Raw genomic sequence first — 12683 nt, forward strand, 5'->3', positions numbered from 1 at the left:
CGCATTTTGGGCACGTCGCAGACTCGTCCAAGCGCGGTGCGACGCTGCTGCGAACCTTCAATTCTTCTCGTAGCTCTTGAGCAACCTTTTCAATCGCCCCGCGATCTCCCCTGTCGAGCCGCTCAGCAAGCTTCTCAAGCTCCGCGATAGTAGTGACAAGATCGTTAATTTCGAACGGATCGCCAAGGATTCCTTGTATGGCGGATACCTGAGCGCCTACCAACTGTGCTTGCTGGCCCACCATCGCGAAACCGGTCTCGGCGGGCAGACTGTGATCGACACACTGATCAACGACTCTGCTCATCTGGCCTGCGGCTTGGCCCAAGGTCTTGCTCACAAGCCCTAAACGCGAGCGAACTTCTCCTAGTGCTTCAGCCTTCGAGACTTCTTTGCCGACCGTCCAGGAAAGGAGGATGCCGCCGAAGGTGGTTGCGAGGCCACCTGTATAGATCTGGTAGGCCTCTCCGTGCTCACCGGTACCGACCGTCGTGAGCACGACACCGACAGCAGCTAACACCAGGCCGCAGAAGATCTCGACCGGATGTCGTCCCAGATGCGCCCGCATCCCCTTCACGGCTGTCCCCATCCCAGATCGCGCACAGCGGGAGTTGGCTAATGCGAGAACCTAGAGTAGCGTGTTTGTCGGCGCCGCTAGGCGCCCCTAGCATGTCGGCGTTAGTCGGCAACGGGCCCCCAGGGTAGCCGCTGTAAAGCGACCCGGGGGCCCTTTTATGCATTTCGTGGCAACTCAAGCGGTCTTTGACGTCATCAGCAGATTCGAAGCTCAGTGCTGACGACCGTGTGACTGTCACAGTTGCACCAATCGTGCACGGGACCGTATCTGCGCTGGTTAAGAAGTGCCCCCGGCAGGAATCGAACCTGCGGCCTTCTGCTCCGGAGGCAGACGCTCTATCCCCTGAGCTACGGGGGCGCAAGGGTGAAACCGGTGCGCCATTGGGCCTGGACAGCCTAACGCATCGCGGCCGGGCCAATCACACCCCGAGGTCAGTCCGCCCCTGCGCTCCCGCCCCGTTAATCGATTCGGGGCGTGACCACCCCAGACCATAGGATGGTCCCTCGTGACCCCCGCCGACCTGGCAGAGCTGCTCAAGACCACCGCCGCCGCGGTCCTGGCCGAGCACGGCCTCGACACCGCGGCGCTGCCCGAGACCGTGACGATCGAACGGCCCCGCAATCCCGAGCACGGCGATTACGCCACCAACCTGGCACTTCAGCTGGGCAAGAAGGTCGGCGTCAACCCCCGCGAGCTGGCCGGTTGGCTGGCCACCGCCCTGACCGCGACCTCGGGCCTCTCCGCCGCCGAGGTGGCCGGGCCGGGCTTCGTCAACCTGCGCATCGAAGCGTCGGCCCAGGCCGTCGTCGTCGACAACGTGCTGTCCGCAGGGGCCGAATACGGGAACTCCGCCGACTTGGCGGGCAAGAACATCAACCTCGAGTTCGTCTCGGCCAACCCGACCGGGCCCATCCACATCGGCGGCACCCGCTGGGCCGCCGTCGGCGACGCGCTCGGCCGGCTGCTGGCCACCCAGGGCGCCAGCGTGGTCCGGGAGTACTACTTCAACGATCACGGCGCGCAGATCGACCGGTTCGCCCGGTCCCTGGTGGCGGCAGCCAAGGGCGAGCCGGCCCCCGAGGACGGTTACGCGGGCGACTACATCGCCGACATCGCCGCCCAGATCGTCGCCAAGGTTCCCGACGTCCTGGAACAGCCCGCCGACGAGCAGCAGGAGACGTTCCGAGCCATCGGCGTCGACCTGATGTTCACCCACATCAAGGCATCGCTGCACGACTTCGGCACCGACTTCGACGTGTACACCCACGAAGACTCGATGCACACCAGCGGCCGGGTCGAGCAGGCCATCGCCAAGCTGCGCGAGACCGGCAACATCTACGAGAAGGACGGCGCAACGTGGTTGCGCACCACCGAGTTCGGCGATGACAAGGACCGCGTCGTCATCAAGAGCGACGGCAATGCGGCCTACATCGCCGGTGACCTCGCCTACTTCCTGGACAAGCGGCAGCGCGGCTTCGACCTGTGCATCTACATGCTGGGCGCCGACCACCACGGCTACATCGCCAGGCTCAAGGCGGCAGCCGCGGCGCTCGGCGACGACCCCGCCACCGTCGAGGTGCTCATCGGTCAGATGGTGAACCTGGTGCGCGACGGCCAGCCGGTCCGGATGAGCAAGCGGGCGGGCACCGTCATCACGCTCGACGATCTGGTGGACGCCATCGGCGTCGACGCCGCGCGGTACGTCCTCATCCGCAGTTCGGTCGATTCTCCGATCGACATCGACCTGCAGCTGTGGTCCAGCGCGTCGGCCGAGAACCCGGTCTACTACGTGCAATACGCGCACGCCCGGCTCTCGGCCTTGGCGCGCAGCGCCGCCGAACTCGGAATCGCTGCCGACACCTCGCATCTGGAACTGCTCACCCACGACCGGGAGGGCACCCTGATGCGCTCGCTCGGGGAGTTCCCGCGGATCCTCAAATCCGCTGCGTCCCTTCGCGAACCGCACCGCGTCTGCCGTTACCTCGAAGACCTTGCCGGCGACTACCACCGGTTCTACGACTCCTGCCGGGTGCTGCCGCAGGGCGACGAGGCCCCTGGCGACCTGCACGCCGCGCGGCTTGCGCTGTGCGCAGCCACCCGCCAGGTCATCGCGAACGGTCTGCAGATCCTCGGCGTCAGCGCCCCGGAGCGGATGTGAACGCGCATCCCGCCGGTCCGCGGCACGCGGAGGAGATTCATCACTCCGGTGCACCGGCCCGTCCCCAGTCGGTCGCGGAGATGCTGACGCTCGCCCCGAACGTCTGGCCGCGCAACACCGTTCGCGGCGCCGACGGCACCGTGTCCATCGCGGGCGTATCGGTGACCGCGCTTGCGGAGGAGTACGGCACGCCGCTATTCGTGATCGACGAGGACGACTTCCGGTCCCGCTGCCGCGACATCGCCGCGGCGTTCGGCGGCGGCGAGCACGTGCGCTATGCCTCCAAGGCGTTCCTCTGCTCCGAGGTGGCGCGCTGGGTCGACGAGGAAGGTCTGTCGCTCGACGTCGCCAGTGGCGGCGAGCTCGCCGTGGCGTTGCACGCGGGATTCCCGGCGGAGCGGATCGCGTTGCACGGCAACAACAAGTCGGTCGCCGAACTCATCGCGGCGGTGAAGGCCGGCGTCGAACACGTCGTGCTGGACTCGATGACCGAGATCGATCGCCTGGACGCCATCGCAGGCGACGCGGGCATCGTGCAGGACGTACTGGTCCGCGTCACCGTCGGCGTCGAGGCCCACACCCACGAGTTCATCTCGACCGCCCACGAGGATCAGAAGTTCGGGCTGTCGCTGGCCAGCGGCGCCGCGATGGACGCCGTGCGCCGCGTGTTCGCCGCCGACCACCTCCGGCTCGTCGGCCTGCACAGCCACATCGGGTCGCAGATCTTCGACGTTGCCGGATTCGAGCTCGCCGCCCACCGAGTGATCGGGCTGCTGCGCGACGTGGTCGCCGAGTTCGGTGTCGAGAAGACCGCGCAGATCTCCATCGTCGACCTTGGTGGCGGCCTCGGCATCTCCTATCTGCCGCAGGACGATCCGCCGCCGATGGACGACCTGGCGGCCAAGCTCGACGCCATCGTGCGCAACGAGTCGGCCGCTGTCGGCCTACCTGCGCCGAAGCTGGTCGTCGAGCCGGGCAGGGCCATCGCCGGTCCCGGCACCATCACGCTCTACGAGGTTGGCACCGTCAAAGATGTAGCCGTCGCATCGGATAGGTACCGCCGCTACGTCAGTGTGGACGGTGGGATGAGCGACAACATCAGGACGTCGCTGTACGCCGCAGAGTACGACGCGCGGCTGGTCTCCCGGCTCAGCGATGCCACGCCGACCCTGGCCCGCATCGTCGGAAAACACTGCGAGAGTGGCGATATCGTCGTCCGCGACACGTGGGTGTCCGACGACGTGACGCCGGGGGACTTGATCGGCGTCGCCGCCACCGGCGCGTACTGCTATTCGATGTCGAGCAGGTACAACCTGCTCGGCCGCCCCGCGGTGGTCGCCGTGCGGGATGGGAAGGCGCGGTTGATTCTTCGCCGCGAGACGATCGACGATCTGCTGAGTTTGGAGGTAGGTACTCAATGAAGACAATGCGAGTAGAGGAGGTGGATCGCGCATGAGCACAGCCGAGAAGCCAGTTGGCGTGGCGGTATTGGGATTGGGCAACGTCGGTAGCGAGGTTGTCCGCATCATCGAGGCCAGCGCTGCTGACCTGGCCGCCCGGATCGGCGCGCCGCTCGAACTGCGTGGCATCGGCGTTCTCCGGGTCGCCGACGACCGCGGTGTACCGATCGAATTGCTGACCAACGACGTCGAAGAACTCGTCTCCCGCGACGACGTCGACATCGTGGTCGAGTTGATGGGCCCGGTGGAGCCCTCCCGCAAGGCGATCCTGACCGCGCTGGAGCACGGCAAGTCCGTCGTCACCGCCAACAAGGCCTTGCTGGCGCAGTCCACCGGCGAGTTGGCGACCGCCGCCGAGCGCGCTCACGTCGACTTGTACTTCGAGGCCGCGGTGGCGGGTGCGATCCCGGTGATCCGTCCGCTGACACAGTCACTGGCTGGCGATACCGTGCTGCGGGTGGCCGGAATCGTCAACGGCACCACCAATTACATCCTCTCCGCGATGGACAGCACGGGCGCCGACTACGAGGGCGCCCTTGCCGACGCGAGCGCGCTGGGTTACGCCGAGGCCGATCCGACCGCCGACGTCGAGGGCTACGACGCCGCGGCGAAGGCGGCGATCCTGGCGTCGATCGCCTTCCACACCAGGGTGACCGCCGACGACGTCTACCGCGAGGGCATCACCAACGTCAGCCCGGCGGACTTCGCGTCCGCGCGAGCGCTCGGCTGCACGATTAAACTCCTTGCGATCTGCGAGCGAATCACCAACGACGAGGGACAACAGCGTGTCTCGGCCAGGGTGTACCCGGCGCTGGTGCCGCTGGAGCATCCACTGGCGTCGGTCAACGGTGCGTTCAACGCGGTGGTGGTCGAAGCCGAGGCGGCCGGTCGCCTGATGTTCTACGGCCAGGGCGCCGGCGGTGCCCCCACCGCGTCGGCGGTGATGGGCGACCTGGTCATGGCCGCGCGCAACCGGGTGCAGGGCGGGCTGGGGCCACGGGAGTCGAAGTACGCCGAGCTGCCGATCGCACCGATCGGCTTCATCCCGACCCGGTACTACGTCAGCATGAACGTCGCCGACCGGCCGGGTGTGTTGTCCTCCGTGTCAGCTGAATTCGCCAAGCGCGAGGTCAGCATCGCCGAGGTGCGCCAGGAGGGCATGGTCGACGATGGTGGTCTGCGCTGCGGTGCCCGCATCGTCGTGGTGACCCACCTCGCCACCGATGCGGCACTGTCGGACACCGTCGGCGCGCTTGCCGATCTCGACGTCGTGGACAGCATCAATAGCGTGCTGCGCCTGGAAGGAACCACGGAATGAGCGCTCGTACCGCGGTGCACCAACCGTGGCCGGGCTTGATCGGCGCCTATCGCGACCGGTTGCCGGTCGAGGATCACTGGACGCCGATCACCCTGCTCGAGGGCGGCACGCCGCTGATCCACGCCAAGCGGATCAGCGAACTCACCGGTTGCACAGTGCATTTGAAGGTCGAGGGGCTCAATCCCACGGGCTCCTTCAAGGACCGCGGCATGACCATGGCGGTCACCGAGGCGGTAGCCCGCGGTCAGAAGGCGGTGCTCTGCGCGTCGACGGGCAACACGTCGGCCTCGGCGGCGGCGTACGCCGCGCGTGCAGGCATCACCTGCGCGGTGTTGATCCCGCAGGGCAAGATCGCGATGGGCAAGCTCGCGCAAGCGGTCATGCACGGCGCCAAGATCATTCAGGTCGACGGCAACTTCGACGATTGCTTGGAACTCGCGCGCAAGCTGACCGCGGACTTCCCGACCATCGCACTGGTGAACTCGGTCAACCCGTATCGCATCGAGGGGCAGAAGACCGCGGCGTTCGAGATCGTCGACGCGCTGGGTACCGCGCCCGACGTGCACGCCTTGCCCGTCGGCAATGCGGGCAACATCACCGCGTACTGGAAGGGCTACACCGAATACCACCGCGACGGTCTGTCCGACCGGCTGCCACGCATGCTCGGCACGCAGGCCGCGGGTGCGGCACCGCTGGTGCACGGTGCGCCGGTCAAGAACCCCGAGACGATCGCCACCGCGATCCGGATCGGCGCGCCCGCGTCGTGGACGTCGGCCGTCGAGGCCCAGCAGCAGTCGAACGGCCGGTTCCTGGCCGCCACCGACGAGGAGATCCTGGCGGCCTATCACCTGGTCGCACGCTCCGAAGGTGTGTTCGTCGAGCCGGCGTCGGCGGCCAGCATCGCGGGTCTGCTGAAGTCGGTCGAGGACGGCTGGGTGGCGCGGGGCTCCACCGTGGTGTGCACCGTCACGGGCAATGGGCTCAAGGATCCGGATACCGCGCTGAAGGGCATGCCCGTCGTCGAGGCCGTTCCGGTGGACCCCGTCGCGGTGGTGGCCAAGCTCGGACTGGCGTAGGGGTGGATTTGCGCGCACGCGAGGAGCAGGAAGGGGCGGGATGACTCGGATTCTGCCTGCCGGCCTGGCGGCCAACGCCGTGGTCGCCGCGTCGAGTGCGAATCTTGGCCCCGGATTCGACAGTCTCGGTCTCGCACTCAGCCTCTATGACGAAATCGAGGTCCAGACAACCGATTCCGGCCTTCTGGTCGAGGTCGAGGGGGAGGGGGCGGGCCAAGTACCGCTTGACTCGTCGCACCTCGTCGTGCGCGCCATCGAGCGCGGACTCGCCGCAGCGGGAGTCGAAGCCGCGGGTCTGAAGGTGTTCTGCAGAAACGACATTCCGCACTCGCGTGGCCTCGGCTCGTCGGCGGCCGCCGTGGTCGGCGGGATCGCCGCCGCCAACGGTCTTGTTGTTCAAACGGATTCGAAGCCGTTGACGGACACCGAGCTGGTGCAGCTGTCCTCGGAGTTCGAGGGCCACCCGGATAACGCGTCCGCCGCGGTGCTGGGCGGTGCGGTGGTGTCGTGGACCGAAGGCGACGGCCCACGGGCCCGCTACGCGGCAGCTCCGTTGCGTCTGCACCCCGACATCCACCTGTTCCCCGCAATCCCGCGGGTGCGCTCGTCGACGGCCGAGACCCGGGTCTTGCTTCCCGATGCGGTCAGCCACGTCGACGCACGGTTCAACCTCAGCCGCGCGGCGCTCCTCGTGGTGGCGTTGACCGAGCGGCCCGATCTGCTCATGGCAGCCACCGCCGACCGGCTGCACCAACCGCAACGCGCCGCCGCCATGCCCGCATCGGCGGAATATCTCACCATCCTGCGGCGTTGTGGCATTCCAGCGGTGCTTTCTGGGGCTGGACCTGCGGTTATCGCGCTCACTACCGAGTCGGAGTTGCCAGCCCAAGCCTTGGAGTTCGGCGCCGCCAGCGGGTTCACCGTCAGCGAGATGTTGGTTGGTGAGGGTGTCCGATGGACATCCGGTGTGTCGATTCGAAGTTGACACGAGTCACATGCGAATCAGGGTGTTTCTTGCTTCCCACACCAATGCGGGTTATCCTCGCTCTCGTCCAGCAATCGCAGCGTCTGTTTCTGCGCCGACACTAGGACGACCACCAATTCTTCTCGTGGATGACGGCTCGCCGTATCGCGGCGAACCCCAGCGATCACCGTTGCATCGGCGACGGTGGGACCTCGGCACTCGGCGTTTCCGCTGAGTGCGATGAACCCTCGCGCGATCGAAATCAGCGAGGGAAAGAAAGGAAATCCGTGACTGATACGGACCTCTTCACCACGGACAGCAGCGACGTCGTGTCGCCGGACTCCGTGAATCCAGACATCTCCGAGCCGGTTTCGGCGGATTCCGCCGTCGCCGCTCCCGCGCCGGTGGCCACCGCCAGCCGTAGCGAGCGCAGCGGCTCACTAACCGGGATGGTCCTGCCTGACCTGCGGGCGCTCGCCAACGAGGTGGGTGTCAAGGGCGCATCCGGGATGCGCAAGAGCGAGCTGATCGCGGCAATCCGCGAGCGGCGCGCCGAGGGCAACAGCGACACCAATGGCCATGCTCCGGAGACCGCACCCGCGGACGCTCCGGCCGCCGAGAGCCCCGAGAACGCCGCCGACGCGCCCGCCGAACAGCCGGTCCGTGCGCGCCGCGAGCGTCGAGGCGCCTCACGCCAGGCCGGCACGCCGGCCGCGGACGCCGAGACCAAGGTGGACGACACGCCAGAGGTCAAGGCTGAGGAAAGCGCTGAGCCGAAGGTCGACGCGCAATCCGAGGTCAAGGCCGAGAAGGCCGAAGACAAGACCGAGAGCAAGGCTCCCAAGACGGACGAGAAGGGCGACGAGAGGCGCGCCCAGAACTCCCGTCAGGACAACCGGTCCAACGACGGCGGTAACCAGGGCGGTGGCAACCGGTCCAACCAGGGCGGTGGCAACCGGTCCAACCAGGGCGGCGGCAACCAGTCCAACCAGGGTGGTAACCAGTCCAACCAGGGTGGCGGCAACTCGAACAACGACGACGATGACGACGATGGCGACGGCCGCCAGGGCCGACGCGGCCGTCGGTTCCGCGATCGCAGACGGCGCGGCGAGCGCACAGGCGCCGAAGGCGGCGGCGGTGGCGACCGTGACACCGAACTGCGCGAGGACGACGTCGTCCAGCCCGTCGCAGGCATCCTCGACGTGCTCGACAACTACGCATTCGTCCGTACCTCCGGCTACCTGGCCGGACCGAACGACGTCTACGTGTCGATGAACATGGTCCGCAAGAACGGCCTGCGCCGCGGCGATGCCGTGACCGGTGCGGTCCGCATCGCCCGCGAGGGCGAGGGCGGCGGTGGTGGCAGTAGCCAGAACCCGCGGCAGAAGTTCAACCCGCTGGTCCGCCTCGACACCATCAACGGTGGATCGATCGAGGACGCCAGGAAGCGCCCCGAGTTCCAGAAGCTGACCCCGCTGTACCCGAACCAGCGGCTGCGGCTCGAGACCACGCCCGACCGGCTGACCACCCGCGTCATCGACCTGATCATGCCGATCGGCAAGGGCCAGCGCGCCCTGATCGTGTCGCCGCCGAAGGCCGGCAAGACGATGATCCTGCAGAGCATCGCCAACGCGATCACCACGAACAACCCGGAATGCCACCTGATGGTGGTCCTGGTCGACGAGCGACCCGAAGAAGTGACCGACATGCAGCGTTCGGTGAAGGGCGAGGTCATCGCCTCGACCTTCGACCGCCCGCCGTCAGATCACACCGCCGTCGCGGAGCTGGCCATCGAACGGGCCAAGCGGCTCGTCGAGCAGGGCAGCGACGTCGTCGTGCTGCTGGACTCGATCACCCGGCTGGGCCGCGCGTACAACAACGCGTCCCCGGCATCGGGCCGCATCCTGTCCGGTGGTGTCGACTCGACCGCCCTGTACCCGCCGAAGCGGTTCCTCGGCGCGGCGCGCAACATCGAGGACGGTGGCTCGCTGACGATCATCGCCACGGCGATGGTCGAGACCGGGTCGACCGGTGACACGGTGATCTTCGAGGAGTTCAAGGGCACCGGCAACGCCGAGCTCAAGCTCGACCGCAAGATCTCCGAGCGCCGGGTGTTCCCCGCCGTCGACGTCAACCCGTCGGGCACCCGCAAGGACGAGTTGTTGCTCGGCCCCGACGAGTTCTCGGTCGTGCACAAGCTGCGCCGCGTGCTGTCGGGACTCGATTCGCACCAGGCCATCGATCTGCTGATGAGCCAGCTGCGCAAGTCCAAGACGAACTACGAGTTCCTGGTGCAGGTCTCCAAGACCACGCCCCAGAACATGGACTCCGACTAGCCATTTGAGACAGAAGCCCCGCACGCCACCTGCGCGTGCGGGGTTTCTGCGTTGTTTGGGTCGACGTCAGACGGCGGGATCGGCCCGCAAGCCGGGCATCACGTAGCGGCGGACATGCGTCAGCACCGCTTGGTGATCGGCTGGATCGAGCAGCTGCCCTGGCACGGTCGCAAACGAAATGATCACTCGGGCAACCCATTCCGATGCCTCGCCGACGTGGACGTCGGCATGTATCTCACCAGAGTCCCGTGCGGCCTCCAGGTACCGCGACCAGAAGCTGGCGATATCGGGCACCAGGCCCTGCACACCGGCGCCCGCGCACGCCGCGAACTCATCGGGCTCGTCGCGACGCAACTTCATCAGCAGCGCGCCCGGGTCGTCATATGCCGTCCGGCCGTGGCGGATGCCGGCCGCGAGCTGTTCATCGAGCCCGTCGACCCGTTCGAGCACGGCGTGCGCCTCCGACCAGTACGTGTCGTTGAGACGCACGATGGCCGCGCCCAGCAGTGACACCTTGTCCGGGAAGTGGCGATAGAGCCAGCCTCTCGAAACCCCCGCGACCTCTGCGACCTCGGACACGGTCGTCGCGCGAATCCCCCTAGCGCGCAGGCACACCTCGGCCGCGTCGATCAGGCGTTCGCGGACCGTCCTGGTGGCCGGAGGGGGTGACGTGGTGCCGGTCAACGGCGACTCCTGATCGATTCGGTTGGTTGACGGTTGCGTGCCAGATGTTCGCTCCGCAAGCGTCGCTCAGTCTGCCAGTGGCCAGACGCTACCGCGTGGCCGGTCGAAGATGGTAGACACTCTGCACTATCTGTTCAGCCAATCGGATCGAGGCGGCCAACGATGGCGGATACATTGCAGCACCTTCTTCGCGAACGGGCCGAGCAGGACGGGATTGCGGTCAAGTACGGCGACCGGTCGTGGACGTGGCGCGAACACCTGGGTGAGGCCGCAGCGCAGGCGGCCGCGCTGATTGCTGCAGCCGATCCTCAGCGACCGCTGCACGTGGGCGTCCTGATGGGCAACACCCCCGACATGCTCACCGCCCTAGCCGCTGCAGGCCTGGGTGGATACGTCCTGTGTGGCATCAACACCACCCGTCGCGGCGACGCCCTGGCCCGCGACATCACGCGGGTGGACTGTCAGATCGTGCTGACCGATGCCGAACACCGGCACCTCCTCGACGACCTTGACATCGATGTCGACCTGCCCGGCGTGACCGTCCTCGACGTGTCGACCGGGCAGTGGGCGGATCTGCTCGCCGCCGCGCCCGCCCTGGTGCCGCATCGCGAGGTCGGGGCGGACGACACGTTCATGATGATCTTCACGTCGGGCACCAGCGGTGACCCCAAGGCGGTCGAGGTGCCGCACGCGATGGTGCTGTTCGCCGGGCGAGCGCTGGTCGAGCGGTACGGACTGACGGGCTCCGACGTCTGCTACCTGGCCATGCCGCTGTTCCACTCCAACGCCGTCTATGCGGGCTGGAGCGTGGCGCTCGGCTCCGGGGCCGCCATGGCACCCGCCGCGTTCTCGGCATCGAGGTTCCTGCCGGACGTCCGGCGCTATCGCGCGACCTACATGAACTACGTCGGCAAGCCGCTTGCCTACATCCTCGCCACCCCCGAACAACCCGACGATGCGGACAACACGCTGCGCACCGCGTTCGGCAACGAGGCCGCCGACCGCGACATCGACGAATTCGGCCGCCGCTTCGGATGCACGGTGTGGGACGGCTTCGGGTCGACCGAGACGGCGGTGATCGTCGCCAGGCCCGAGGACTGCCCGACCGGTTCGATCGGAAAGGGCTTCCCCGGCGTCGCCATCTACGACCCCGAGACGGTTCGGGAGTGCGACGTCGCGCGCTTCGACGAGACGGGTGCCCTGGCCAACGCCGACGCGGCGATCGGCGAGCTGGTCAACACCTCCGGCAGCGGACTGTTCCGTGGGTACTACAACGATCCCGGCGCCACCGACCAGCGGATGCGTCACGGCATGTACTGGTCGGGTGACCTGGCCTACCGCGATGCCGACGGCTGGATCTACCTTGCCGGTCGCACCGCCGACTGGATGCGCGTCGACGGCGAAAACCTCACGACCGCGCCGATCGAGCGAATCCTGCTCCGGTTGCCCGTGATCAGCCGGGTCGCGGTGTACCCGGTGCCCGACGAGTACGTCGGCGATCAGGTGATGGCCGCAATCGTGCTGCGTGACGATGCGGAACTGAGCCCCGAAGCGTTCGCGGAGTTCCTCGCCGCGCAGCGCGACCTGTCGCCGAAGGCCTGGCCGCGTTACGTGTGGATCGCCGCCGACCTGCCAAGCACGGCGACCAACAAGATCCTCAAGCGCGAGTTGATCGGCCTCGGCGTCGACCCAGACGGTCGGGTGCTGTGGAAGCGGGACGGAATAGCGGCCGGTACGCGTGCGTTTAGGAGGTTGGCGGTTGACCTGGCATAATGAACCGTCACCTCGGTTCCGGTTCACGCTCGAAGACCTTTAGGTCAGGGCTCGGGCGACCCGGCGGCCAACTAACGAAGAGGACCATCATGAGATCGGGTATTCACCCCGCCTACAACGAGACCACCGTGGTCTGCGGTTGTGGCAACACCTTCCAGACTCGTAGCACCAAGGAGAGCGGCCACATCGTGGTCGAGGTCTGCTCCCAGTGCCACCCGTTCTACACAGGCAAGCAGAAGATCCTCGACAGCGGCGGCCGCGTCGCACGCTTCGAGAAGCGCTACGGCAAGCGCGCCGGTGCCGCCAAGGCTGACGCCGACAAGTAGCTGCCTTACCGACG

The 12683-nt window shown here is 67.2% G+C and carries 10 protein-coding genes and 1 tRNA gene; 9 read left to right on the forward strand and 2 right to left on the reverse strand.

What is annotated here, in order from left to right; translation table 11 throughout:
• Positions 1 to 76 precede the first annotated feature (76 nt).
• Positions 77 to 346: a hypothetical protein gene (locus HNP02_RS30685; RefSeq protein WP_184444399.1), complete on the forward strand. Its 270-nt coding sequence runs from the start codon at positions 77 to 79 to the stop codon at positions 344 to 346.
• Positions 347 to 858: 512 nt separating this feature from the next.
• Here the strand turns inward: HNP02_RS30685 and HNP02_RS30690 are convergent.
• Positions 859 to 931: transfer RNA gene (locus HNP02_RS30690), tRNA-Arg, on the reverse strand.
• A gap of 148 nt (positions 932 to 1079) precedes the next feature.
• Here HNP02_RS30690 and argS point away from each other — a divergent pair.
• The 6 genes from argS (at position 1080) to rho (ending at position 9886) form a co-directional block, all read left to right on the forward strand.
• Complete coding sequence (gene argS / locus HNP02_RS30695; RefSeq protein WP_184444400.1) at positions 1080 to 2732, forward strand: arginine--tRNA ligase; 1653 nt, start codon at positions 1080 to 1082, stop codon at positions 2730 to 2732.
• Between the two features lie 80 nt (positions 2733 to 2812).
• Positions 2813 to 4153, forward strand: coding sequence for a diaminopimelate decarboxylase (gene lysA / locus HNP02_RS30700; RefSeq protein ID WP_184444449.1), 1341 nt, complete (start codon positions 2813 to 2815; stop codon positions 4151 to 4153).
• A gap of 31 nt (positions 4154 to 4184) precedes the next feature.
• Entirely contained in the window at positions 4185 to 5510 is a 1326-nt protein-coding gene (locus tag HNP02_RS30705) for a homoserine dehydrogenase (RefSeq protein ID WP_184444401.1), read from the forward strand.
• Positions 5507 to 6586: a threonine synthase gene (thrC, locus tag HNP02_RS30710; protein WP_184444402.1), complete on the forward strand. Its 1080-nt coding sequence runs from the start codon at positions 5507 to 5509 to the stop codon at positions 6584 to 6586. The genes HNP02_RS30705 and thrC overlap by 4 nt, the downstream gene beginning before the upstream one ends.
• Before the next feature lie 40 nt (positions 6587 to 6626).
• Positions 6627 to 7571, forward strand: a complete 945-nt coding sequence (gene thrB, locus HNP02_RS30715; RefSeq protein ID WP_184444403.1) for a homoserine kinase — start codon at positions 6627 to 6629, stop codon at positions 7569 to 7571.
• Between the two features lie 266 nt (positions 7572 to 7837).
• Positions 7838 to 9886, forward strand: a complete 2049-nt coding sequence (gene rho, locus HNP02_RS30720; RefSeq protein WP_184444404.1) for a transcription termination factor Rho — start codon at positions 7838 to 7840, stop codon at positions 9884 to 9886.
• A 66-nt stretch (positions 9887 to 9952) separates the two neighbouring features.
• On the opposite strand, the gene HNP02_RS30725 is transcribed toward rho, so the two are convergent.
• Entirely contained in the window at positions 9953 to 10570 is a 618-nt protein-coding gene (locus HNP02_RS30725) for a TetR/AcrR family transcriptional regulator (RefSeq protein WP_184444405.1), read from the reverse strand.
• A gap of 162 nt (positions 10571 to 10732) precedes the next feature.
• Here HNP02_RS30725 and fadD1 point away from each other — a divergent pair, with 162 nt between their 5' ends.
• A complete protein-coding gene (gene fadD1 / locus HNP02_RS30730) occupies positions 10733 to 12343 on the forward strand; it encodes a fatty-acid--CoA ligase FadD1 (RefSeq protein ID WP_184444406.1) in 1611 nt (536 codons plus the stop codon).
• Positions 12344 to 12432: 89 nt separating this feature from the next.
• Entirely contained in the window at positions 12433 to 12669 is a 237-nt protein-coding gene (rpmE, locus tag HNP02_RS30735) for a 50S ribosomal protein L31 (RefSeq protein ID WP_184444407.1), read from the forward strand.
• Positions 12670 to 12683: the final 14 nt, after the last annotated feature.

It is taken from the genome of Mycobacterium sp. AZCC_0083 (assembly GCF_014202335.1).
Taxonomy (GTDB): Bacteria; Actinomycetota; Actinomycetes; order Mycobacteriales; family Mycobacteriaceae; genus Mycobacterium.

Excerpts from the sequence above, each read along its gene's own strand:
- HNP02_RS30705 (WP_184444401.1), top strand. The coding sequence starts at position 4,185 with ATGAGCACAGCCGAGAAGCCAGTTGGCGTGGCGGTATTGGGATTGGGC.
- rpmE (WP_184444407.1), top strand. The coding sequence starts at position 12,433 with ATGAGATCGGGTATTCACCCCGCCTACAACGAGACCACCGTGGTCTGC.
- thrC (WP_184444402.1), top strand. The coding sequence starts at position 5,507 with ATGAGCGCTCGTACCGCGGTGCACCAACCGTGGCCGGGCTTGATCGGC.
- lysA (WP_184444449.1), top strand. The coding sequence starts at position 2,813 with ATGCTGACGCTCGCCCCGAACGTCTGGCCGCGCAACACCGTTCGCGGC.
- fadD1 (WP_184444406.1), top strand. The coding sequence starts at position 10,733 with ATGGCGGATACATTGCAGCACCTTCTTCGCGAACGGGCCGAGCAGGAC.
- thrB (WP_184444403.1), top strand. The coding sequence starts at position 6,627 with ATGACTCGGATTCTGCCTGCCGGCCTGGCGGCCAACGCCGTGGTCGCC.